Raw genomic sequence first — 24,839 nt, 5'->3', positions numbered from 1 at the left:
CGCCTTCGTCGTGTGTGTCAGCGTGTGTTCAGCGCCCCAGGGCGCGGCGGCCGCGGCCCTGGGAGAGGACCGGCAGGTTGTTGCGGGTGGACCCCTGCGACCGGGTGTCCTCCTCGATGCGCAGGGCGAGCGCCGGGCAGCGGCGCACCGCGCGCAGAGCCTTGGCCTCCGCGTAGCGCGGCACCTGGGCCTGGGCGACGGTCGGGAAACCGTCGGCGCCCAGCTCGAAGACCTCCGGGAGGATGTCCGCGCACAGACCGTGGCCCCGGCACAGCGTCCAGTCCACGTAGATCTTCTGGCGGCTGGGGCCGTTCTCCTCGGACTCGCCGCCGCCCGGGATGCCCGTCGGCATCTGGCCGCCCTCGAAGAGCGGCAGAACGCCCTCCACGGGCCGTCCGCAGCCGGTTCCGAGGACATGCGCGGCCAGGTCGTCCGTGAACGCCTTGATGGTCGACTCCAGGAACATCGCGGAGCCGTCCGGGTGCGAGCACGCCCCGCGCCGCTTCACGTTCTTGGCGACCTGCTTGAGCGCCTCCAGGGCGGCCGGGCCGCCGCCGTTGAGGATGTCCTCCATGCCGCGCGCGGCGGCCGGCAGACCGAGGTAGCAGGGACCGCACTGTCCCGCGCTCTCCTCGGCCAACCACTGCGCCACACGCAGGGATTCACCGAGCGGACAGGTCTCCTGACTGATCGGCAGGATCGCGCCCGCGCCCAGTGAACCGCCCACCGCGTCCAGGGAGTTGCGCGAGACGATCGCCTCGTTGACCCTCGCCGCGTCGATCCACTTGCCGTGGTAACCGCCGGTCAGCACGCCCTGCGGGACCGGCGGGGCGCCGGCCAGCTGCAGGACGTAGCGCAGCGGCACGCCCGTGGGGACCTCGATCACCATGGGGCGGGCGACCGCGCCGGAGACCGTGAGCATGACGGTGCCCGGCTCGTCGTACAGACCGGTGTTGCCGTAGCGCTCGGGGCCGATGCGGGCGGCGATCGCCAGCTGGGCGAAGGTCTCGGCGTTCGACAGCAGGGTGGGCGCGCCGCCGACGCCGTTCTGCGAGGCGCTGACCTTGCGGCCGGGCGGGATCGCCGGGCCGCCGTCGATGGAGCGGATCAGCGAGGCGGCGGCGCCGGTGACCATGCGGACCGGATTGCGCTGCACGCGCGCGCGTAGCGCCGATCGCCGGCCGTTGCTGAGCCCTCGTTCGGCGAGCGCGGCCTCCATGGAGCGCTGTGTGGACTCCCGGGTGACCCCCACCACGAGCGTGCGGGCACCCAGGGCCTCGGCGCACAGCAGCGCGCCGTCCAGGATGAGATGCGGGGCACGGTTGATCAGCACCGTGTCCTTGCGGCAGGCCGGCTCGTCCTCGCTGCCGTTGACGACCACGACCGGCCGTACGCCGCGTTTGATCGCCGATTCGGCGACCGAGCGCAGCTTCTTGTGGAAGGGGAAGCCCGCGCCGCCGCGGCCCTTCAGATTGATGCGCTCCGAGAGCTGCGCGAGCTGCTCTCCGCCCATCGGTTCGAGCGGCCCGTGCACCTTCAGGTGCATGGGCAGGTCGAGTCTTTCCACAAGGTCGAAGCCCGACGTGAGCTGGGGAAGGCCGACCACGCGGACTTCTGGTACGTCGGGCAGGGCCTCGTTCACTTAAAGCCTCCGGAAGGCGTGTTCCAAGGTTCGCCCGAACCCGGTGCGTCGAAGTCGTAGGAGGCACCGGGGAGTGTTTCAGTGGCGGGACCGCTGTTGTTGTACGTGTCGTTCGGGTAGTACGTCTCGTAGACGGCGTTCATCTCACCGGTGTCGTACACATCACTCGAGCCATAGCCGGAGGCGCCCGAATTGCCATAGGCCGGGATGTTGTATCCGGTGTCGTTGAGCGGGTCGTACGCCGACGGGGGCGCCTCACCGACCGGTGGCGGCGACGGGATCGGCCAGCTGCCCGAGGTGCTGCCGCCGCTGTCGACGCGCGGCATGGCCTCCGTGGGCTGCATGTCCAGCGGCAGGTCCATGCGGGCGGTCTGGTCGGCCGCGAAAGACTGATCGAAAGCGGCTTGCTCATAAGACTGCTGCTGACGCGCGCGCGAGGGCGTCGAGACGGCCCGGTAGGCGGCCGCGAAGCCGTTCGCGGGCTCCGGGGCCGCGGGCGCCTCGTACGGGGGCGTCATGCGCGTCCGGGACGGCGTCCCCCGCTGGTTCTCGTAGCCCGGCAGCGCGCCCGTGGACTCCGCCGCCACCCTGGCCCGGCTCGCGTCCAGCTCCTCGCGGCCCAGTCGCTCCTCGGTGCCCAGGAACGCGGCGATCCGGTCGGCGACCTGGCGCTTGACCGGGCGCGGCGCGGCGCGCAGGGCCAGGGCCGCGGTGACGCCGAGCACGGACAGGCCGTAAAGGATCACGAAGACCGGCTTCGCCGCGCGGCCCGCGTACAGGCCGTGCAGCAGCGCGGCGCACCAGGCCGGGTAGGCCAGCATGTGCATGGCCCGCCAGCGGGCCGCCACCGGGGCGGGGGAGGCGAACTTGCTGCGCAGAGCGCCGGTGACGCCCACGAAGATCATGAGCAGGCCGGCCAGGGAGCCCAGACCGATCAGGCCCTCGAGTCCGGTGACGCCGAGCGAGAAGGGGATCAGCGCGCCGAGCAGTGACACGTGGTCGAGCGCGATCTTGGTGGTGATGTGCAGCAGCAGAAACGCGATCGAGGCGACGGCGGTCGTCCGGTGCACCGCCTGCCCGATGATCCGCTGGCGGGTGTTCAGGAAGATCCGGTCCTGGGCGACCAGACCCCAGATCACCGAGCAGCTGAGCGAGACGAGGGACAGCACGCCGGCGCCGAAGTTCAGGAACTCACGGAACGCGTCACCTCCGACCAGCACGATCACGGGTATGAGGAGCAGGAAGACAGCCGACGCCACCCCATAGGCCGACCGGCCCGGTTGGGGGAGCGAGTTGTTACTACGACGAGGGTTCATGGGGGCAACTCCGAGCAGTTTCGGGAAAGCGGTCCCGCTGCCGCACTCTAAGTGGCTCCATACCGATGGGTACGAGGTTTGAGTTATTGCGTTGTTATCAAACGACGATCGGGCCGTTGTGATGTCCCTTAGTAGCTGTTACGCGAAGTAACATTTGACCTTGGTTCAGCTTTTGTCGGGTGCGGTCGTGCGCTCGGGCGGGTCGGTGAGGGCGGCACCCGGTGCCCATAAGGCATACGTAAGCGCGTCGCATCGTGCTCAACGGCTGCGGTACCCTAACGCCATGCGTGCCGTACGCCTTCTGCTTAGCGGGCCGCGCTGATCAGTCCCGACCACCGCTGAGACCGTGGTCGGCATCGGCGCGGCGTCCCCTCCTGTGCGAGGGGATTTTTCGTTTCCCGCAACGTCACAGCCGCAGGCAGAGACGATCGATGGAGCTTTGAGGATCATGAGCGAGACGAACCCCGCTGCCACCGAGGTGGCCGCGCCGCACCGCTACACGGCCGCCATGGCAGCCGACATCGAGGCACGCTGGCAGGACTTCTGGGACGCCGAGGGCACCTACGCGGCGCCGAACCCGAAGGGTGACCTGGCCGGCGATGCCGAGCTGGCCGCCCGGCCCAAGAAGTTCATCATGGACATGTTCCCGTATCCCTCGGGTGCGGGCCTGCACGTCGGCCACCCCCTGGGCTACATCGCCACCGATGTCTTCGCCCGGTTCCAGCGCATGACCGGCCACAACGTCCTGCACACCCTGGGCTTCGACGCCTTCGGCCTGCCCGCCGAGCAGTACGCCGTGCAGACCGGCACGCACCCGCGCGTGTCTACCGAGGCCAACATCGAGAACATGAAGGTCCAGCTGCGCCGGCTGGGCCTGGGCCACGACAAGCGCCGGTCGTTCGCCACGATCGACCCGGACTACTACAAGTGGACCCAGTGGATCTTCCTGCAGATCTTCAACTCCTGGTACGACGACGAGGCGAAGAAGGCCCGCCCGATCTCCGAGCTGATCGCTCAGTTCGAGTCCGGTGAGCGCGCGGTGCCCGGCGGGCGTACCTGGAGCGCGCTGAGCGCCGCCGAGCGCGCCGACGTCCTGGGCGAGTACCGCCTGGCCTACGCCTCCGACGCGCCGGTCAACTGGTGCCCCGGCCTGGGCACCGTGCTGGCCAACGAGGAGGTCACCGCCGACGGCCGCTCCGAGCGCGGCAACTTCCCGGTCTTCAAGGCCAAGCTGCGCCAGTGGAACATGCGGATTACTTCTTATGCCGACCGGCTGCTGGACGACCTGGAGGCGCTGGACTGGCCCGAGGCCATCAAGCTGCAGCAGCGCAACTGGATCGGCCGCTCCGAGGGCGCGCGCGTCGACTTCCCGATCGACGGCGAGCGCATCACGGTCTTCACCACGCGCCCGGACACCCTGTTCGGCGCGACCTACATGGTGCTGGCGCCCGAGCACCCGCTGGTCGAGAAGTTCACCCCGGCCGCCTGGCCCGAGGGCACACACGAGGCGTGGACCGGCGGCCACGCGACCCCGGCCGAGGCCGTCTCCGCGTACCGCGCGCAGGCCGCATCGAAGTCCGACGTCGAGCGCCAGGCCGAGGCCAAGGACAAGACCGGTGTCTTCATCGGCGCCTACGCCACCAATCCCGTCAACGGCGAGAAGATCCCGGTCTTCATCGCCGACTACGTCCTGATGGGCTACGGCACCGGCGCGATCATGGCCGTCCCGGCCCACGACACGCGCGACTTCGCCTTCGCGCGCGCCTTCGAGCTGCCGATCAACTGCGTGGTCGAGCCGACCGATGGCCGGGGCACGGACACGTCGACGTGGGACGAGGCCTTCGTGTCGTACGACGCGAAGATCGTCAACTCCGCCGGTGAGGGTGTCTCCCTGGACGGCCTGGGCGTCGCCGACGCCAAGGCGCGCATCACCGAATGGCTGGAGCGCAAGGGCATCGGCGAGGGCACCGTCAACTTCCGGCTGCGCGACTGGCTGTTCAGCCGCCAGCGCTACTGGGGCGAGCCCTTCCCGATCGTCTACGACGAGGACGGCACCGCCCACGCCCTGCCCGAGTCGATGCTGCCGCTGGAGCTGCCCGAGGTCGAGGACTACTCGCCGCGCACCTTCGACCCGGACGACGCCGACACCCAGCCCGAGACCCCGCTGTCGCGCAACGAGGAGTGGGTCAACGTCACGCTGGACCTGGGCGACGGCAGGGGCCCGCGCCAGTACCGCCGCGAGACCAACACCATGCCCAACTGGGCCGGTTCCTGCTGGTACGAGCTGCGTTATCTGGACCCGCACAACTCCGAGAAGCTGGTCGACCCGGAAGTCGAGCGGTACTGGATGGGTCCGCGCGAGGGCATGCCGCACGGCGGCGTCGACCTGTACGTCGGCGGCGCCGAACACGCCGTACTGCACCTGCTGTACGCGCGCTTCTGGTCCAAGGTGCTGTACGACCTGGGGCACGTCTCCTCGGCCGAGCCGTTCCACAAGCTGTTCAACCAGGGCATGATCCAAGCCTACGTCTACCGCGACAGCCGGGGCATCGCGGTGCCGGCCGCCGAGGTGGAGGAGCGCGACGGCGGGTACTACTACCAGGGTGAGAAGGTCTCCCGGCTGCTGGGCAAGATGGGCAAGTCCCTGAAGAACGCGGTCACTCCGGATGAGATCTGTGACGAGTACGGGGCGGACACGCTGCGCCTGTACGAGATGGCGATGGGTCCGCTGGACGTGTCGCGGCCGTGGGACACGCGCGCGGTGGTGGGCCAGTTCCGGCTGCTGCAGCGGCTGTGGCGCAACGTCGTGGACGAGGCGACCGGTGAGGTCACCGTGGTCGACACGGAGGACGCCGACATCGACGTGGACACGCTGCGCGCCCTGCACAAGGCGATCGACGGTGTGCGCCAGGACCTGGAGGGCCTGCGGTTCAACACCGCCATCGCCAAGGTCACCGAGCTGAACAACCACCTGACCAAGGCGGGCGGCCCGGTGGCGCGGTCCGTCGCGGAGTCGCTGGTGCTGCTGGTCGCGCCGCTGGCCCCGCACATCGCCGAGGAGCTGTGGCGCAAGCTGGGGCACACCGGCTCGGTGGTCCACCAGGACTTCCCCGTGGCCGATCCGGCGTACGTCGTGGACGAGACCGTCACCTGCGTGGTCCAGGTCAAGGGCAAGGTCAAGGCCCGCCTGGAGGTCTCTCCGGCCATCTCCGAGGACGAGCTGGAGAAGGTCGCGCTGGCCGACGAGAAGGTCGTGGCCGCGCTGGACGGCGCGGGCGTCCGCAAGGTGATCGTGCGGGCGCCGAAGCTGGTGAACATCGTTCCGGCGTAGGTGCCTCGGGGGAGTCCCCTACGGGCAGGTTCGGGGTTTTTCTGGAACTCCGGACCTGCCCGTTGCGTTTACCGTTGAAGAGTGACGCGGTGCGTGCCGCGACCGTCGGAGGAGGAGCTGGTGGAAGCAGTGACCGCAGTATTCGCCCTGCTTTTCGTGCTCTTCGTGGTGCTCGGTGCCTACGCCACGGTGAAGGCGGTCGGCGCCGCGAAGCGCGGTGTGGACCGCACCATCACCCAGGCCCGCCGCACCGTCGAGGACCACACGTTGCGCGCCAAGTCCTTCGCCCAGCTGGGCCCGGCGGGCGAGATCGCCCAGCTGCGGCTGAAGCTGCGCACGTCGATGCGCGCCACCCAGGACGCGCTGCACGCGGGCGTGGCCGAGGACGAGTCCCTCAAGGAGTCCCTCGGTCTCTTCGAGCGCCTCAGCGCGCACGGACACGAACTGGACGCCGAACTCAGGCGCCTGGAGTCCGAGCCCGACCGGACCACGCTCGCCGAGCGGCTGCCCGCGCTGCGCGAGCGCACCGAGCGCATCACTCAGTCGGCCGACTCGCTGCGCTGGGCGGCCCGCGACCGGGCCCGCCGTTTCGCCGACGACGACCTGGACTCGCTGAGCGCGCAGATCGACGTGGAGGCCGGTGCGCTGCGGCACTGGACGACGTCGGAGCCGATGCCGGAGCCGACCTCCGCCACGCCGCCGCCGTGGCCGGAGGCCCCCGTGGCCGAGGGCGCGACCTCACAGCAGGCCTGGCCGGAGACACCTCGGGCCCACTCGGCCAAGGAGCCGGCGCGGCCCGCCATCACCCCGCCGAGCCGACGTCCCGTCTATCCCTGGCAGAAGAAGACCCGTCCCGAGAGCACCACTTGATCCGGACACGGGCGCTCAGATGAGAGGGGCCGGGCTGCCCTACAGGCGCTACGCCAGGTAACCTCCAGCTCATGTCCCGCCATGTCGCGATCGTCACCGATTCAACGGCCTACCTGCCGAGGCGGACGATGGAGCGCCACGGCATCACAGCGGTGCCGCTGACCGTGGTCCTCGGCGACCGGGCGCTGGACGAGGGCACCGAGATCTCCACGCGTTCCCTGGCCCAGGCGTTGCAGAAGCGACGCTCCGTCACCACCTCGCGCCCCAGCCCCCAGGTGTTCGCGGAGACCTACCACAGGGTCGCCGAGTCCGGCGCCACCGGCATCGTCTCCCTGCACCTGTCCGCCGAACTCTCCGGCACACACGACGCGGCGGTGCTGGCGGCGCGCGAGGCGCCGGTGCCGGTGCGGGTGGTGGACACCGGGATGATCGCGATGGCCCTCGGCTTCTGCGCGCTCGCCGCGGCCGAGGCGGCGGAGACGGGCGGCACGGTGGACGAGGCCGTCACGGCCGCGGAGAAGCGTGCCGCGGGCACGTCCGCCTACTTCTACGTCGACACCCTCGACTATCTGCGCCGCGGAGGCCGGATCGGCGCCGCGCAGGCCCTCTTCGGCTCCGCGCTCGCGGTGAAGCCGTTGCTCCAGCTCGAAGGCGGCCGTATCGAACCGCTGGAGAAGGTGCGCACGGCGTCCAAGGCCATCGCCCGGCTCGAGGAGATCGCGGTCGATCGGGCCGGCAGCGCGCAGGTCGACATCGCCGTCCACCATCTCGCCGCGCCCGACCGGGCGTCGGCCCTGGCGGAGCGCCTGCGGACGCGGGTGCCGGGGCTGGCCGACCTGCATGTGAGCGAGGTCGGGGCGGTGATCGGGGCGCACACGGGACCCGGGTTGCTGGGGGTCGTGGTCTCGGCGCGTTGAGGTGGGTGGTGCGGTGGATGCGGTGGGCTCAGGGGCTTCGGTTTGACCACCCGTGTGGGTGACGGAGTTTTCCACAACCGGGCGGTAATCCCCGGGAATTGACCAAGATCATCGCGGATGGGCCGACGTGCCGGATCCTCGGCGCATGGCACTTCGATCACGCTCACGCACAGCGAACGCAACCAGCGGCCCGGGACGCGCCCCTGCCTCAGACGGCCGTGCCCGTCATCGCCGCCCGCCCCTCCGTGGCCGGACGCGACACCGGCACGCTTCGGCGGCCGAATTACGCCGTCGGGCAGAGGCGCTTTTCGCCGAACGTGCCAGGGAGTGGCGGGAGTCGGGGGCGGGGCCGCCGACCGAGGTAGCCGCAGGGTCGGAGGATCGGCGCGCTGACTTGGCCGTGGGGCTGGAGGGTCCGCAGGTTGATGTGGCCGTGGGGCTGGAGGGTCCGCAGGTTGATGTCGCCGTGGGGCTGGAGGGTCCGCAGGTTGATGTCGCCGTGGGCCGGGATGCTTCGCACGCCGATATCGCCGTGGGGCAGGAGGCTTCGCACGGTCTCGCCGTTGACCGGGGTGGTCGGGAGGTCCGGTCGGCCGGCACGGCTGTGGGGGTGACGGCTTCTCCCGACCGCGTAGCTGAAGGGCCGGCAGATCCGCATGACCCCATGGGCCTGCGGTTGGCGGATCCACTTGACCCCGTGGCTGGAGGAGGCTTCGCAGGCTCCGAGGACGCGGACGTCGGGGCCGGGTCCGGGGGAGGCGGTAGGCGGGTGCGGGTCGGGCTTGCTCTGCGGGAGCGGATGCCCGTGTGGCTGCAGGCCAGGTGTGGTCTGGAGCGGCGGAGCGTGCTCGCGCTCACCGTGCTGCTCGTCGTCGCCGCGGCTTTCGCCGTGCAGCACTTCTGGGCCGGGCGGACCGAGTCCGTCCGAGCGCCCGAGGTGGTGCACGCGGCCGCTCCCTACACGGAGGGACAGCAGAGCGAGCAGACGGAGCCGACTCCCTCGGCCGGTGCGCCGAACGCCGTGGGCACAGCAGGGGCCGAGATCGTCGTGGATGTCGGCGGCAAGGTCCGCGACCCCGGCATCCACCGGCTTCCGGCCGGTTCGCGTGTCGCGGACGCGTTGCGCGCGGCCGGCGGAGTGCGTCCCGGTACGGACACCGACGGTCTGAACCGGGCCCGTTTCCTCGTGGACGGGGAACAGGTGATCGTCGGTGCTCCGGCCGCCGCCGCTCCGGGGCCCGGTTCGGGCAGCGGCACGGTCGTCGGCAGTCCCGCCGGCGCGGCGGTGGGGGTGGCACCGGCCGGACCCGTCTCCCTCAACACGGCCACCGTGGACCAGCTCGACACGCTGCCGGGCGTCGGCCCCGTGCTGGCCCAGCACATCATCGACTACCGCACACAGCACGGCGGTTTCCGCTCGGTGGACGAGCTGCGTGAGGTCAACGGCATCGGCGACCGCCGCTTCGCGGACCTGCGGAACCTCGTACGGCCATGAGGCACAGCCCCGACGTGCCGCCCGAGCACGACGCCGCCCGCCCGCGCCCGCACCCGCGCCCCGCCGTCCACGCCGCCTCCGGTAAACGGCTTGGGGCCTCCCACCCCCGACAGGAAGGACCGACGGATCTACGACTCGTACCACCCGCCCTCGCGGCCTGGGCGACGGCCGCTCTGACGCTGGACGCCCCGCCGGAGTGGGTCACCGGCATCGCGGCCGTGTGCCTTGCCGCGGCCGGTGTCCTCCTTATGGCCTTGCGGTCGCGCGCCCGACCGATGCGGGGCCTTTGGGCGCGTGCTCCGCTGCGGACCACCTGGGCGCGAGCCTCGATCGCCGCCGTGCTGCTCTGTGTCGCGGCGGCCGCTGCGTCCGCCGGGCTCCACGGGGCCGATCTGCGGCGCGGGCCGCTACCGGAGCTGGCACGGCAGTACGCCACCGTGACCGCAGAGGTCGAAGTGACCTCCGATCCCCGGCTCACCCGGCCTCGGATCAGCGGGAATCATGTGGCCCCGACCTCCGTGCTGATCAACGCAGACGTGCGCCGCGTCGAGGCGGCGAACGGGACGGCGATGGCGACACGGGCGCCGGTGCTGCTGATCGTCGACGTGGGGTCCGCAGCCGCGCTACCGGTCGACAGGGCTTCTGGTGGCGGGGCGATCGGCGGCGGTGTGCCGCGTGAAGGCGCGTCGGGTGGACGGGCGCCGGGTGGAGGGGCCTCGGGTGGCTCGCGGACCGTCGCCGAAGGGCCGGGTCGTTCGCCGTGGCTGGGGCTGCTGCCGTCCACACGGCTGCGCGTGACCGCGCGGTCGGCGCCCGCGATGACGGGCGGCGACCGGTTCGCGGCCGTGCTGCGTGTACGGGGCCGGGCGGCGCCGGAGGTCGTGGCGGAGCCGTCGGCATCGCAGCGGTTGGCGGGTCGGCTGCGCGCCGGGCTGCGGGAGGCCACGGACGGGCTGTCGGAGGACGCCCGGGCGCTGCTGCCGGGCCTGGTCGTGGGGGACACCGCACGGATCACTCCGGAGCTGGACGAGGCCTTCAAGGAGACCGACCTCGCGCACACCCTCGCCGTCTCCGGGAGCAACCTCACGATCATCCTCGCCCTGCTCATCGGACCGCCCGGCCTGGCCCAGCTGGCCGAGCGCCGCGGACTCGCGCCGCGCCTCGGTATCTCGCTCCGGGCGACCGCGCTGTTCGGCGGCGGACTCACGCTCGCCTTCGTGGTCGTGTGCAGACCGGATCCGAGCGTGCTGCGCGCCGCGGCCTGCGGAGCCGTCACGCTGCTCGCGCTCGCGACCGGACGCCGCAGATCGCTGATCCCGGCGCTGGCGACGGCCGTACTGCTGCTGGTGCTCTACGACCCGTGGCTGGCCCGGAGCTACGGCTTTGTGCTGTCCGTTCTGGCCACCGGCGCCCTGCTCACGCTCGCGCCCCGCTGGAGTATCGCGCTGCGACGGCGCCGGGTGCCGCCGCGACTGGCCGAGGCGCTGGCCGCCGCCGCTGCCGCGCAGGCCCTGTGCGCGCCGGTCGTCGCCGTGCTGTCGGCGCGGGTGAGCCTGGTGGCGGTGCCGTGCAACATTCTCGCGGAGTTCGCGGTCGCTCCGGCCACGGTGCTGGGCTTCGCGGCACTGGCGACGGCGCCGGTGGCGATGCCGGTGGCCAAGGCGCTGGCCTGGTGCGCGGCTTGGCCCGCGGAGTGGATCGCCGGGATCGCCCGTACCGGTGCGGCGTTGCCCGGTGCGGGAGTGGACTGGCCGGACAGCTGGGCCGGGGCGGCACTGCTCTGCCTGGTCACGGTGGTCGTCCTGCTCGTCGGCCGACGGCTGCTGCGACACCCCTGGCTGTGCGGTGCCTGCGGGCTGCTGGTCCTGCTGGCGGTGGTGCAGCCGCCGCCGCTGACCAGGGTGATCACGGGCTGGCCGCCGCCGGGCTGGCGGATGGCGATGTGCGACGTGGGGCAGGGCGACGCGACGGTGCTCGCGGCGGGCGAGGGCACGGGCGTGGTCGTGGACGCGGGACCCGATCCGACGCTCGTCGACCACTGCCTGCGCACGCTCGGCATCACCAGGATCCCGCTGGTCGTGCTGACCCACTTCCACGCGGACCATGTGGCGGGGCTGCCCGGAGTGCTGCGGGGGCGTTCGGTGGGCGCGATCGAGACCACGGGCTACGAAGAGCCCGCGGACCAAGCCGGGTTCGTACGGAGGGAGGCGGCGGCCCGGCGGATTCCGGTGACGCGTGCCGTCGCCGGGGAGCAGCGGCGTACCGGGGCGCTGTCCTGGGAGGTGCTGTGGCCGCCGCCGACACCGGGACCGGAGCCCGAGGGGCCGAACGACGCCAGTGTCGCGCTGCTCGTGCGGTCGGCCGGGCTGCGGTTCCTGCTGCTCGGGGACCTCGAACCCCCGGCGCAGCAGGCGCTGTTGAGATCACCGGCGGGGGTGCGGCTGGGCGGGATGGATGTGCTCAAAGTCGCCCATCATGGCTCGGCCTATCAGGACCCGGAGCTCATACGCCGGGTGGCCCCGCGGCTGGCGTTGATCTCTTGTGGTGCGGACAATATGTACGGTCATCCCGCCCCCAGCACGGTCGCGGCACTGCGGGCCTGGGGTGCGGCGGTGCTGCGGACCGACCGGGACGGGGCGCTCGCGGTCGCCGGTACGGGTGGCGGTCCGGGCGGCGGAGAGCTGTGGGTGGGGCGAGACTGAGGCCATGGATTCCGCACAGGTCGATGCCTACCTCCACCGCATCGGAGCCGAGCACCCGGCGTGGCCCACCCTCGACGTCCTGCGCGATCTGCATCTGCGGCACTTGCAGACCGTGCCCTTCGAGAACCTGTCGGTCCACCTCGGCCAGGAGATCGTGCTGGAGGAGAAGCGGCTGCTGGACAAGCTGGTGGGCGCCCGGCGAGGCGGGTTCTGTTACGAACTGAACGGCGTGTTCGGGGCGTTGCTCGCCGCGCTGGGGTTCGACGTCTCGCTGCTCGCGGCGCGGGTGTACGGGCCGGAGGGACTGCTCGGGATTCCGTACGACCATCTCGTGCTGCGGGTGCGGACGGTGGACGGCGGTGAGTGGCTGGCCGACGTCGGGTTCGGGGCGCACAGTCACTATCCGCTGGCGTTCGAGGCGCGGGGTGAGCAGGAGGATCCCGGCGGCACGTTCCGGATCGTCGAGGCGGGGCCGGACGCGGCGGGGGTGCGGGGCGGGCACGGTGGGGTTCGGGCGGCGGACCTGGACGTGTTCGTGGACGGCAGGGCTCAGTACCGGGTGGAGGTGCGGCCGCGGGTGCTCGGTGACTTCGTGGCCGGGGCCTGGTGGCACAGCACCTCGCCGCAGTCGCACTTCACTCGGTCGCTGGTGTGCTCACGGGTCACGGAGGACGGAGGGAGGATCACGCTCAGCGGGCGGAACTTCAAGGTGACGGCGGCCGACGGGACGCGGGAGGAGCGTGAGCTGGCGACGGACGAGGAGGTGCTGGGGGTGTATCGGGATCGGTTCGGGATCGAACTCGACGTGGTGCCGACGGTGCGAAGGGTGGGCCTCACGCATGAGGCCGATTAGCTCGATCGTGTGATGGTCGGCTCGCGGGCTTGCGGCATGTTGGGCCGACCGGGTTAACGTGATCGTGCGATCTGGGACGCCGGGTACGGTGCCAGCGTGCGGGGCCCCCGCTCCACCAGAGGATGGTTCGGGGCCTCCTCGTCGCCACTGGCCGTACCCATCTGGCCAGGTCGCGTAGGTCTGTGTCCATCAGCGGCCTCCGGCCGCGGGGGCCTCCCGGGATCGGACCACGCACAGGATGCGTGTCGCCGCTCCGGGGCTGAGTACGCCGAGGACCAGTGCGCCCAAGACCGTTCGGGGCGTGCGGCTGAGCGGGCTCACCCCTGCTCAGTCTTCAGGAACGGTGGCGGGAGGAGCCGTAGACCTCCAGGGTGGGGCGCTACGGTGATCAGCTCGCGGCGTGCCCGGCGTGGGGCTGGGCGGGGGTGGGTCGCGCGGCCCGGCGCTACGGGGTGCCGCTCTCTTTGGGTCGGGAGCCGCCCCAGCGGCACGACTGCCCGCAGCGGCGGCGGCATGCGGCTGGCCGCAGCGGCGGCCGGGCAGTGGCTGCGGCGGATCGGCCGACCGCGGCTACGCCGACCGCGGCCGGGCCCCGTTGTCAGTGGCCCATGGGATGCTTTACGCGATGGCCAGGAAGACTGCGAATGACGAGCCTCTCGCCCCGGTGACCGTTGCCGTGGGCCAGGAGGAGCTTCTGCTCGATCGTGCCGTGCAGGAGGTGGTGGCCGCCGCCCGGGCCGCCGACGCCGACACGGACGTGCGTGATCTGACCCCGGACCAGCTGCAGCCGGGGACGCTCGCCGAGCTGACGAGTCCGTCGCTCTTCGCGGAGCGGAAGGTCGTCGTCGTACGCAATGCGCAGGATCTGTCGGCCGACACGATCAAGGACGTGAAAGCGTATCTCGGGGCGCCCGCCGAGGAGATCACGCTCGTGCTGCTGCATGCGGGCGGGGCCAAGGGAAAGGGCCTGCTCGACGCGGCGCGCAAGGCGGGGGCGCGGGAGATGGCGTGCCCGAAGATGACGAAGCCGGCGGACCGGCTGGCGTTCGTGCGGGGGGAGTTCCGGGCGGTGGGCAGGTCCGCCACCCCCGAGGCCTGCCAGGCGCTCGTGGACGCCATCGGCAGCGATCTGCGGGAGCTGGCGTCGGCCGTGTCCCAGCTGGTCGCCGATGTCGAGGGGACCATCGACGAGGCCGTCGTCGGGCGGTACTACACCGGGCGCGCCGAGGCGTCCAGCTTCACCGTGGCCGACCGGGCCGTGGAGGGACGGGCCGCCGAGGCGCTGGAGGCGCTGCGGTGGTCGCTGGCCACCGGCGTGGCGCCCGTGCTGATCACCAGCGCCCTCGCCCAGGGCGTGCGGGCCATCGGGAAGCTGTCGTCGGCGCGGGGCGGGCGGCCGGCCGATCTCGCGCGGGAGCTCGGGATGCCGCCGTGGAAGATCGACCGGGTGCGGCAGCAGATGCGGGGGTGGACGCCGGATGGGGTGGCCGTCGCGTTGCGGGCCGTGGCCGAGGCGGACGCGGGGGTCAAGGGGGGCGGGGACGACCCCGAGTACGCGCTGGAGAAGGCCGTGGTGACCATCGCCCGGGCGGCGCGCTCCAAGGGCCGGTCGTGAGCAGGCCACTCGGATGATCCAGTAGCCCCCGCAGCACTGGCGAGGAGAATCGTGTGTAGCAGCCGTACATCGCCTAGATGATGGAGAGGCGGCGATCGCCGTGGCTGAACACCCGCACGCAACACTCGTCCGCAAGGGCTACGAGGCCTTCTCACGCCGTGACATGGACGCCCTGCGCACCCTGATGACGGGGGACGCCACGCATCACTTCCCGGGCGATCATCCGCTGGCGGGCGACTACAAGGGTCAGGACGCGTGTGTCGAGTTGTACCAGCGGCTCTTCGAGGAGTCGGGCGGCACATTGAACGTCGAGCTGCGTCAGCTCTTCGTCGACGGCCGCGGCCATGTGATGTCCGTGCACCACTCCACGGCCGAGCGTCAGGGCAAGCGCCTGGACCTGGACGGCGGCATCGTCTTCCGGATCGTCGGAGACAAGGTCAGTGACCTCGACGAGTGCGTGAACGACATCGACAAGCTGAACGACTTCTGGTCCTAGACACAGCCGCAGCATGACGAAGGCCCCGCCGCCATCCCTGGGGAAGGGAAGGTGCCGGGGCCTTCGGTTCAAGCAGGCGAGCCCGTCCCCGCGTGGCGAACGCAGGCCGCGGACGAACTCGGGGTGCCGGTTGGGGGCGGATGAGAGAGGGCCCGCCCTGGGTCCTTCCGGCGATCAGATCAAAGAAGGAGTTCAGCCCTTGAGGGACACGACCTTCGAAGCGAGCGCCGACTTCTTGTTGGCGGCCTGGTTCTTGTGGATGACGCCCTTGGAGACGGCCTTGTCGAGCTGACGCGCGGCAGCGCGCTGGTACTCGGTGGCCTTCTCGACGTCACCCGCGGCAGCGGCCTCACGGGCCTTGCGGATCGCGGTCTTCAGGGAGGACTTGACGGCCTTGTTGCGCAGCCGAGCCTTCTCGTTGGTCTTGATCCGCTTGATCTGGGACTTGATGTTCGCCACGAATGAGCCTCTACAGGTTCAGGCACGGGGCCGCATGGGTCCCGTGCCGATGATTTCTTGAAGACGTGCCTTCTGCTGAGAGGGCATGAGGCACAGCCACTCAGGCTACCAGTCATCGTCCTACCGGCCCAAACCGGTCGCACGGCCCCGCCCGTGGGACCATGGAGGCTACGTATCGATCCGACCCGAGACCGCAGACACTGCGGACGCCTCAAGAATCAGGACCCTGCGTGCCCGCGATCCCTAGCCATGTGCCCGAGCCGAGCCGTACCGACCCGGCTCTGATCCGCAACTTCTGCATCATCGCGCACATCGACCACGGCAAGTCCACGCTCGCCGACCGGATGCTCCAGCTGACCGGAGTGGTCGAGCAGCGGCAGATGCGCGCTCAGTACCTCGACCGCATGGACATCGAGCGTGAGCGCGGCATCACGATCAAGTCTCAGGCCGTGCGTCTGCCCTGGGCGCCCACCGAGGACCCGGGCAACACGCACATCCTCAACATGATCGACACCCCGGGGCACGTCGACTTCACGTACGAGGTCTCGCGGTCGCTCGCCGCCTGCGAGGGGACCATCCTCCTCGTCGACGCCGCCCAGGGCATCGAGGCCCAGACCCTCGCCAACCTGTACCTGGCGATGGAGAACGACCTCGCGATCATCCCCGTACTCAACAAGATCGACCTGCCGGCCGCGCAGCCGGAGAAGTTCGCCGAGGAGCTCGCCAACCTCGTCGGGTGCGACCCCGACGACGTGCTGCGGGTCTCCGCGAAGACCGGCGTCGGTGTCGACGCGCTGCTCGACAAGGTGGTCCGGGAGGTCCCGGCGCCGGTCGGTGTGGCCGACGCGCCCGCGCGGGCCATGATCTTCGACTCGGTCTACGACTCCTACCGCGGTGTCGTGACGTACGTCCGGGTCATCGACGGGCAGCTCAACAGGCGCGAGCGCATCCGGATGATGTCCACCAACGCCACGCACGAGCTGCTGGAGATCGGGACCAACTCGCCGGAGATGCTGCCCGCCGACGGCCTCGGCGTCGGTGAGGTGGGCTACCTCATCACCGGCGTGAAGGACGTCCGCCAGTCCAAGGTCGGTGACACCATCACCAGCCTGCACAAGGGGGCGACCGAGGCGCTCGGCGGCTACAAGGACCCGAAGCCGATGGTCTTCTCGGGTCTGTATCCACTGGACGGCTCCGACTACCCCGAGCTGCGCGACGCCCTCGACAAGCTCCAGCTCAACGACGCCGCGCTGGTCTACGAGCCGGAGACCTCCGCCGCCCTCGGCTTCGGGTTCCGTGTCGGCTTCCTCGGACTCCTCCACCTCGACGTGATCCGCGAGCGGCTGGAGCGCGAGTTCGGGCTCGACCTCATCGCCACCGCGCCGAACGTGGTCTACCGCGTTCTCATGGAGGACGGCACCGAGCACACCGTCACCAACCCGAGCGAGTTCCCCGAGGGGAAGATCTCGGAGGTCTACGAGCCGGTCGTGCGCGCCACCATCCTGGCGCCGAGCGAGTTCATCGGTTCGATCATGGAGCTGTGCCAGACCCGGCGCGGTGTCCTGCTCGGCATGGACTACCTCTCCGAGGACCGGGTCGAGATCCGCTACACCCTCCCGCTCGCGGAGATCGTCTTCGACTTCTTCGACCAGCTGAAGTCGAAGACGCGTGGGTACGCGTCTTTGGACTACGAGCCCACCGGCGAGCAGACCTCCAGCCTGGTCAAGGTCGACATCCTGCTGCACGGCGACAAGGTGGACGCCTTCTCGGCGATCACGCACAAGGACGCGGCGTACGCGTACGGTGTGCGGCTCGTCGCCAAGCTGCGCGAGCTCATCCCGCGGCAGGCCTTCGAGGTGCCCATCCAGGCCGCCATCGGCTCCCGGGTCATCGCCCGCGAGACCATCCGCGCCATCCGCAAGGACGTCCTCGCCAAGTGCTACGGCGGTGACATCTCCCGTAAGCGGAAGCTGCTGGAGAAGCAGAAGGAAGGCAAGAAGCGGATGAAGATGGTGGGTTCCGTGGAGGTTCCGCAGGAAGCCTTCATCGCCGTTCTGAGCAGTGATGACAGCACGGGGTCGGGCAAGAGCAAGAAGTAGCGGCTCGCGGCCGCGTGCTACCGCGGGTTACCCCGGCAAACCGGGTACAACAGGGGTCCGTCGTACAAAACCGCGGCGGGCCCCTACGCATGCGTAAGGTCGCTCTCTGTTTGGAAATGACAGGGCGCGGGCCCTTACGCCGCAGGCGGTCGCGCCTTACTCTGATCCCTGCTCGATAGTTACTCGCGAGTTAAACAACAGCGCGTGAGTGATACAGCGTGCGAGTGATATAGCGCGTGAGTGAAACCAGCCGCACTGAGCCAGCCGCGTCGTCGCGGGCCCCGGAGGATGTCGTGAGCGACACACAGACACTGATCGAGAACCGTCCGCCCACTGTGGCGGCCCTCTTCCTGGAGCGCGTGGCGGCCACACCGGACGCCGAGGCATACCGCTATCCCGTACCCCCGGCCGCCGGCCAGGGGCCGGACGACTGGAAGTCGCTGAGCTGGGCGCAGGCCGCCGAGCGGGTCTACGCCATCGCGGCCGGCCTGATCGAGCTCGGCGTACAGTCCGAGCAGCGGGTCGCCCTGTCCTCCTCCACCCGGGTCGAATGGATCCTCGCCGACCTGGGCATCCTGTGCGCCGGTGCCGCCACGACCACGGTCTACCCGCAGACCAAAGCGGACGAGTCCGCGTTCATCCTGTCGGACTCCGAGAGCAAGGTGCTCATCGCGGAGAACGCCGAGCAGCTGGCCAAGGCGCGGGAGAAGCGTGCCGAGCTGCCCGACCTCACCCATGTCGTGGTGATCGACCCGGCCGGCGTGGAGACCGGTGACTGGGTCCTCACCCTCGCCGAGCTGGAGGCCCGCGGCGCCGCCCGGCTGGAGAAGGACCCCGACCTGATCAAGGAGCGGGTCGGTGCGATCACCAAGGACCAGCTCGCGACGCTGATCTACACCTCCGGCACGACCGGTCGGCCCAAGGGTGTGCGGCTCCCGCACGACAACTGGGCGTACATGGCCAAGGCGATCGCCGCGACCGGCCTGATCAGCGGCGAGGACGTGCAGTACCTGTGGCTGCCGCTCGCGCACGTCTTCGGCAAGGTGCTCACCTCCGGGCAGATCGAGGTGGGGCACGTCACGGCCGTCGACGGCCGCGTCGACAAGATCATCGAGAATCTGCCGGTCGTACAGCCGACGTACATGGCGGCCGTGCCGCGCATCTTCGAGAAGGTCTACAACGGGGTCGCCGCGAAGGCCCGTGCGGGCGGCGGCGCCAAGTACAAGATCTTCCAGTGGGCCGCTGAGGTCGCCCGCGAGTACGCCAAGGTCGCGCAGGACAACTTCCGGCGGACCGGGACGGCGTCGGTTCCCTTCGGGCTGGGGGCGAAGCACAAGGTCGCCGATGCGCTGGTGTACGCGAAGATCCGGGAGGCGTTCGGCGGGAATCTGCGGGCCTGTGTCTCGGGCTCGGCCGCGCTCGCGCCTGAGATCGGGTACTTCTTCTCCGGCGCCGGGATTCACATCCTGGAGGGGTACGGGCTGACCGAGTCGTCGGCGGCTTCGTTCGTGAACCCCGGTGAGGCGTACCGGACCGGGACGGTCGGCAAGCCGCTGCCCGGTACGGAGGTCCGCATCGCGGACGACGGGGAGATCCTGCTGCGTGGGCCCGGGATCATGGAGGGGTACCACAAGCTGCCCGAGAAGACGGCCGAGGTTCTGGAGCCGGACGGCTGGTTCCACACCGGGGACATCGGGGAGCTGTCGCCCGACGGGTATCTGCGGATCACCGACCGGAAGAAGGACCTCATCAAGACGTCGGGCGGCAAGTACATCGCGCCGGCCGAGGTCGAGGGGCAGTTCAAGGCGGTGTGCCCGTATGTGTCCAACATTCTTGTGCACGGGGCCGACCGGAACTTCTGTACGGCGCTGATCGCCCTCGACGAGGCGTCGATCCAGGCCTGGGCGAAGGAGAACGGGCTCGAGGGGAAGTCGTACGCCGAGATCGTGGCCGCGCCGGCCACGGTCGAGATGGTCGACGGGTATGTGAAGCAGCTCAACGAGGGCTTGCAGCGGTGGCAGACGATCAAGAAGTTCCGGCTGCTTCCTCGGGATCTCGATGTGGAGCACGGGGAGATCACGCCGAGTCTGAAGTTGAAGCGGCCGGTTGTGGAGCGGGAGTACAAGCATCTGATTGATGAGATGTACGCCGGTTCGCGCGAGGCGTAGGGGGGTTGGGGGTGGCGGGGGGCTTAGACACCTCGCCCCCTGTTCACCAGCTGACGTATCTCCCTGACCCGTGTGCGCAGGGCCGGTATGTCAGGAGGGGCGTCCCCGGTCAGCTGGTCCTCGAGAAATGCCAGCAGCCGCTCCAGTTGCCGGCTCTTGCGGTGCAGGTCCAGGAACACGCTCACCTTCGCCCTCAGCACCCACGGATCGAACGGCTTCGTCAGGTAGTCGGCCGCCCCCGTCGCGTAGCCCCGGAACGCGTAGCCGGAGTCGTCGTCCGCTCCGGTCAGGAAGATGATCGGGACGTCCTTGGTCTGGTCGAGCCGTTTGATGTTCGCCGCGGTCTCGAAACCGTCCATGCCCGGCATGCGCACGTCGAGCAGGACGAGGGCGAACTGCTGCCGCAGCAGTGCCTTCATCGCTTCCTCGCCCGAACGTGCGCGGACGAGCCGTTCGTTGAGGGAACCCAGGACGGCCTCGAGGGCGATCAGGTTGTCCTCCATGTCGTCGACCAGGAGGATGGCGGCGCGTTCGTCGGGTATGCCCTCAGTGCTCATGACTGCTGCGCCTCTTCCGCGGTGTCCTCCGGGTCCAGCAGGTCGCACACGACCGTCAGGAGCCGGTCGACGTCCACCGGCTTCGGTACGTAGTCGTTGGCGCCCCGCGCGATGGACTTCTCGCGGTCTCCCGGCATCGCCTTCGCGGTCAGCGCGACGATGGGCAGGCCCGTCCAGCGCGGGGTGCGGCGGATGGCGGCGATGGTCTCGTAGCCGTCCATCTCCGGCATCATGATGTCCATCAGGACGAGTTCGACGTCCGGGTTGCGTTCCAGCGTCTCGATGCCCTCGCGGCCGTTCTCCGCGTAGAGGACGGGCATGCCGACGCGCCCCAGGACATGGGTGAGGGCGAAGACGTTGCGGATGTCGTCGTCCACGATCAGCACCCGGCGCCCGGGGAGGACCTGGCCCGCCCGGCCCGCCTTCCACGCCTCCAGCTTCGTCGGCGCCGGCCAGGTGTCGTCCGTGTCATGGGTGTCGTGGCTGTCGTAGCTGTCGTGGCTGGTCGGGAAGGGCTCGGCCGACAGGACGTCCGGCACCGGCAGGGGGCGTTCCTCGGGGGCCGGGCCGGTCGCTGTGTGGCCGGGGCTGACGACAGGGACGTACAGCGTGAACGTGGAGCCCTTGCCGGGCTCGCTCTCGGCGACGATACGGCCGCCCAGCAGGCCCGCGATCTCGCGGCTGATGGACAGTCCCAGCCCTGTGCCGCCGTACTTGCGGTTCGTCGTGCCGTCGGCCTGCTGGAACGCCTCGAAGATCACCGGGAGTTTCTCGGGGGCGATGCCGATGCCGGTGTCGGAGACCGCGAAGGCGATCACCTCGTCGCTGCCCTGGACGTAGTGGTGCTCGGGGTCCTTCACGCGGTTCACGCGCAGTTCGACCCGGCCCGTCGCGGTGAACTTGATCGCGTTGGACAGGAGGTTGCGCAGGATCTGCTGGAGGCGCTGCTCGTCGGAGTACATCTCACGCGGTACGTCCTCGCCGACCGCGACCTCGAAGGCGAGCCCCCGGTCGAGGGTGAGCGGGCGGAAGGTGGCGTGGACGTAGTCCAGCAACTTGATCAACGGCAGCCTCTTCGGGCGTACGTCCATCCGGCCCGCCTCGATCTTCGACAGGTCGAGGATGTCGTTGATCAGCTGGAGGAGGTCCGAGCCCGAGCGGTGGATCGTCGTCGCGAACTGGACTTCCTGGTCGGAGAGGCGGCCGTCCGGGTTGTCCGAGAGCAGCCTCGCCAGGATCAGCAGGGAATTCAAAGGCGTACGCAGCTCGTGCGACATGTTCGCCAGGAACTCCGACTTGTACTGCGACGACGTCGCGAGGAGCGCCGCCTTCTCCTCCAGTTCCGCGTTCGAGCGCTGCAGCTCCGCCTGCTGCTTCTGGAGTTCGTCCGAGCGTTCCTGGAGCTGCATGGCCAGGCGCTGGGACTCGCCGAGCAGGGACTCCGTACGGGAGTTGGCGATGATGGTGTTGATGGCGACGCCGATGGTGTTCACGAACTGGTCGAAGAAGGCCAGGTGGACGTCGGAGAAGCGGGAGAAGGACGCCAGCTCGATCACGCCGAGGAGCTTGTCCTCGAAGAGGATCGGGATGATGACCACGCTGGTGGGCGCCGCCTCACCCAGACCGCTGTTGATCTTGATGTAGTCCGGCGGGGCCTCCTCGACGAGAATCCGCTTCTTCTCGCGGGCCGCCTGGCGGACCAGGCCGTGCACCGGGAGGCCGCCGGTCTCCACGGTCGCGCCCTGCGCGGAGCCGTAGCCCGCGATGAACGCGAGTCCCTTCGCGGGAGCGGGGGTGTGCAGGGCCGCGCCGTCCTCGTCCGGGTCGGCCAGGAAGAACGCGCCGTACTGGGCGTTCACCAGGGGCGTCAGCTCGCGCAGGATCAGGTCGGCGACCTCCATGAGGTCGCGGTGGCCCTGCATCAGGGCGGCCAGACGGGCGAGGTTCGACTCCAGCCAGTCCTTCGCGCGGGTCGTCTCGCGGAGGTTGGCCACCATCAGGTTGATGTTGTCCTTCAGCTCGGCGACCTCGCCCTGCGTCTCCACCGTGATGGAGCGGGACATGTCGCCCTGGGCCACCGCGGAGGCGACCTCGGCGATCGCGCGGACCTGGGTGGTGAGGTTGGAGGCGAGCTCGTTCACGTTGGTCGTCAGGCGCTTCCAGGTGCCGTACACGCCCTCGACCCGTGCCTGGCCGCCGAGCCGGCCCTCGGAGCCCACCTCGCGGGCCACCCGGGTGACCTCGGAGGAGAACGACGAGAGCGTGTCCACCATCGTGTTGATGGCGGTCTTCAGCTCCAGGATCTCGCCGCGGGCGTCCACGTCGATCTTCTTCGAGAGGTCGCCGTTGGCAACGGCCGTGGTGACCTGGGCGATGTTCCGCACCTGTGAGGTCAGGTTGTCGGCCATGGAGTTGACGTTGTCGGTGAGGTCTTTCCAGACGCCGGAGACCCCCAGCACCTGGGCCCGGCCACCGAGCCGGCCGTCGGTGCCGACCTCGCGGGCCACGCGTGTCACCTCGTCGGCGAAGGCGCGCAGTTGCTCGACCATCGTGTTGACGGTGTCCTTGAGTTCGAGGATCTCGCCACGGGCGTCAACCGTGATCTTCTTGGACAAATCGCCGTTGGCGACGGCGGTCGTCACCTGAGCGATGTTCCGTACCTGAGAAGTGAGGTTCAGCGCCATGAAGTTGACGTTGTCGGTCAAGTCCTTCCAGACGCCGGAGACGCCGCGCACCTGCGCCTGACCGCCGAGGTTGCCTTCGGTGCCGACTTCGCGGGCGACGCGGGTGACCTCGTCGGCGAAGGCGGAGAGCTGGTCGACCATGGTGTTGATCGTCGACTTCAGCTCCAGGATCTCTCCCTTCGCCTCCACCGTGATCTTCTTGCCGAGGTCGCCCTGGGCGACGGCGGTGGAGACGAGGGCGATGTTGCGGACCTGCGAGGTCAGGTTGTCCGCCATGAAGTTGACGTTGTCGGTGAGGTCCTTCCAGACACCTGACACACCCCGCACCTGGGCCCGGCCGCCGAGGTTGCCTTCGGTGCCGACTTCGCGGGCGACGCGGGTGACCTCGTCGGCGAACGCGGAGAGCTGGTCGACCATGGTGTTGATGGTGGACTTCAGCTCCAGGATCTCGCCCTGGGCGTCGACCGTGATCTTCTGGCTCAGGTCGCCGTTGGCGACGGCCGTCGTCACCTGGGCGATGTTGCGGACCTGCGAGGTCAGGTTCGAGGCCATGAAGTTGACGTTGTCGGTGAGGTCCTTCCAGACGCCGGAGACGCCTCTCACCTGGGCCCGCCCGCCCAACTGGCCCTCCGTACCGACCTCGCGGGCCACCCGGGTGACCTCGTCGGCGAAGGCGGACAGCTGGTCCACCATCGTGTTGACCGTCAGCTTCAGTTCCAGCAGCTCGCCGGTCGCCTCGACCGTGACCGTGCGGGTCAGGTCGCCGCGGGCCACCGCCGTGGTCACCAGGGCGATGTCGCGTACCTGGGCCGTGAGCCGGGACGCCATCGTGTTGACCGCCTCGGTCACGTCCCGCCAGCTGCCCGACAGGCCCTGCACCTTGGCCCGACCGCCGAGCCGTCCCTCGGTGCCGACCTCGCGGGCGACCCGCGTCACCTCGCCCGTGAACAGGGACAGCTGGTCCACCATCTTGTTCACGGCCCGGCCGAGACGCCGCAGGTCGCCGCGTAACTGCCTGCTGCCGTCGTGCAGATCGACCCGCTGGGTCAGATCGCCGCCGGCCACCGCGTCCAGCACGCGGGTCGCGTTGGCCGCCGGGGCCACCAGGGCGTCGAGCACCTGGTTCACATCGTTGACGCGGGACGTCCACGCGCCCTGGCCCGGGCTCGCCGAGAGCCGTTCGTCGAGGCGGCCGTGCCGTACCAACTCCCGTTTGACGCGCTGTACCTCGGTGTTGAAGTGGGTGCTGCGGTCCATGATCTGGTTGAAGACGGCGGTCAGTTCGGCCACCATGCCGTGACCCGTCTCCGGCACCTTCGAGAAGTCACCGTCCCGGGCGGCGGTCATCGCGGCGAGCAGGGGACGCAGATCGGATGCTCGAATCTGACCGTCTTTTTGTCCGTCTTCGAGCACACGCGTAGCACTGTTCTCACTCATGGCGGCCCACTTCGGTAACTCGGCGCTTATGGGCGTGGCCAGTCTGTCACTCTGTCGGCATCGACTGAGGCGTATTCGTACGAACCGCTCGGGGAGCTGTCCATGGGGCCCATTCCGACGCAACGGGAGACCGTTTCCCGTGCCTCTGATGCGCCTGGGCCCGGGGGCGCGCGCCCGCCCGCCGAGGCGCAGCAAGAG

At 70.0% G+C, this 24,839-nt stretch carries 15 protein-coding genes; 10 read left to right on the top strand and 5 right to left on the bottom strand.

What is annotated here, in order from left to right; translation table 11 throughout:
- Positions 1-28: 28 nt before the first annotated feature.
- The gene (locus tag CLM62_RS04845; RefSeq protein WP_179381945.1) at positions 29-1,642 is read right to left on the bottom strand and encodes an NADH-quinone oxidoreductase subunit NuoF family protein; all 1,614 of its coding nucleotides are present in this window, start codon (positions 1,640-1,642) and stop codon (positions 29-31) included.
- On the bottom strand, positions 1,639-2,958 hold the full coding sequence (locus CLM62_RS04840) for a cytochrome b/b6 domain-containing protein (RefSeq protein WP_179381944.1): 1,320 nt from the start codon (positions 2,956-2,958) through the stop codon (positions 1,639-1,641). Before CLM62_RS04840 ends, CLM62_RS04845 begins: the two co-directional genes overlap by 4 nt.
- A gap of 448 nt (positions 2,959-3,406) precedes the next feature.
- Between CLM62_RS04840 and leuS the strand changes: the two genes are divergently transcribed.
- The 8 genes from leuS to CLM62_RS04790 all read left to right on the top strand — a co-directional run bounded on the left by leuS (position 3,407) and on the right by CLM62_RS04790 (position 15,237).
- Positions 3,407-6,289 (top strand): leucine--tRNA ligase, encoded by a 2,883-nt coding sequence (gene leuS, locus CLM62_RS04835; protein ID WP_095748617.1) that lies wholly within the window; start codon positions 3,407-3,409, stop codon positions 6,287-6,289.
- A gap of 120 nt (positions 6,290-6,409) precedes the next feature.
- Positions 6,410-7,159, top strand: coding sequence for a hypothetical protein (locus tag CLM62_RS04830; RefSeq protein WP_179381943.1), 750 nt, complete (start codon positions 6,410-6,412; stop codon positions 7,157-7,159).
- Positions 7,160-7,230: 71 nt separating this feature from the next.
- Positions 7,231-8,076, top strand: a complete 846-nt coding sequence (locus CLM62_RS04825) for a DegV family protein (RefSeq protein WP_095748615.1) — start codon at positions 7,231-7,233, stop codon at positions 8,074-8,076.
- A gap of 664 nt (positions 8,077-8,740) precedes the next feature.
- On the top strand, positions 8,741-9,571 hold the full coding sequence (locus CLM62_RS04815) for a ComEA family DNA-binding protein (RefSeq protein WP_095748642.1): 831 nt from the start codon (positions 8,741-8,743) through the stop codon (positions 9,569-9,571).
- Entirely contained in the window at positions 9,568-12,273 is a 2,706-nt protein-coding gene (locus CLM62_RS04810; RefSeq protein WP_095748614.1) for a ComEC/Rec2 family competence protein, read from the top strand. The genes CLM62_RS04815 and CLM62_RS04810 overlap by 4 nt, the downstream gene beginning before the upstream one ends.
- A 4-nt stretch (positions 12,274-12,277) precedes the next feature.
- A complete protein-coding gene (locus tag CLM62_RS04805; RefSeq protein WP_095748613.1) occupies positions 12,278-13,126 on the top strand; it encodes an arylamine N-acetyltransferase in 849 nt (282 codons plus the stop codon).
- A 625-nt stretch (positions 13,127-13,751) separates the two neighbouring features.
- A complete protein-coding gene (holA, locus tag CLM62_RS04795) occupies positions 13,752-14,741 on the top strand; it encodes a DNA polymerase III subunit delta (protein WP_179381942.1) in 990 nt (329 codons plus the stop codon).
- Positions 14,742-14,841: 100 nt separating this feature from the next.
- On the top strand, positions 14,842-15,237 hold the full coding sequence (locus CLM62_RS04790; RefSeq protein ID WP_095748611.1) for a nuclear transport factor 2 family protein: 396 nt from the start codon (positions 14,842-14,844) through the stop codon (positions 15,235-15,237).
- 192 nt (positions 15,238-15,429) lie between these two features.
- On the opposite strand, the gene rpsT is transcribed toward CLM62_RS04790, so the two are convergent.
- Positions 15,430-15,696 carry a 30S ribosomal protein S20 gene (rpsT, locus tag CLM62_RS04785; RefSeq protein WP_095748610.1) on the bottom strand — a complete coding sequence of 89 codons (267 nt, stop codon included), beginning with the start codon at positions 15,694-15,696 and terminating at the stop codon, positions 15,430-15,432.
- A 230-nt stretch (positions 15,697-15,926) separates the two neighbouring features.
- Between rpsT and lepA the strand changes: the two genes are divergently transcribed.
- Both lepA and CLM62_RS04770 read left to right on the top strand, forming a co-directional pair.
- Entirely contained in the window at positions 15,927-17,795 is a 1,869-nt protein-coding gene (gene lepA, locus CLM62_RS04775) for a translation elongation factor 4 (RefSeq protein ID WP_095748608.1), read from the top strand.
- Between the two features lie 293 nt (positions 17,796-18,088).
- Entirely contained in the window at positions 18,089-19,963 is a 1,875-nt protein-coding gene (locus CLM62_RS04770) for a long-chain fatty acid--CoA ligase (protein ID WP_095748607.1), read from the top strand.
- Between the two features lie 23 nt (positions 19,964-19,986).
- Here the strand turns inward: CLM62_RS04770 and CLM62_RS04765 are convergent, their stop codons facing one another.
- Positions 19,987-20,520 carry a two-component system response regulator gene (locus CLM62_RS04765; RefSeq protein WP_095748606.1) on the bottom strand — a complete coding sequence of 178 codons (534 nt, stop codon included), beginning with the start codon at positions 20,518-20,520 and terminating at the stop codon, positions 19,987-19,989.
- On the bottom strand, positions 20,517-24,641 hold the full coding sequence (locus CLM62_RS04760) for a HAMP domain-containing protein (protein ID WP_179381941.1): 4,125 nt from the start codon (positions 24,639-24,641) through the stop codon (positions 20,517-20,519). The genes CLM62_RS04765 and CLM62_RS04760 overlap by 4 nt, the downstream gene beginning before the upstream one ends.
- Positions 24,642-24,839: the final 198 nt, after the last annotated feature.

This window comes from Streptomyces sp. SA15 (assembly GCF_002291145.1).
Lineage (GTDB): Bacteria > Actinomycetota > Actinomycetes > Streptomycetales > Streptomycetaceae > Streptomyces.
This window is presented reverse-complemented; position numbering and strand designations above follow the sequence as displayed.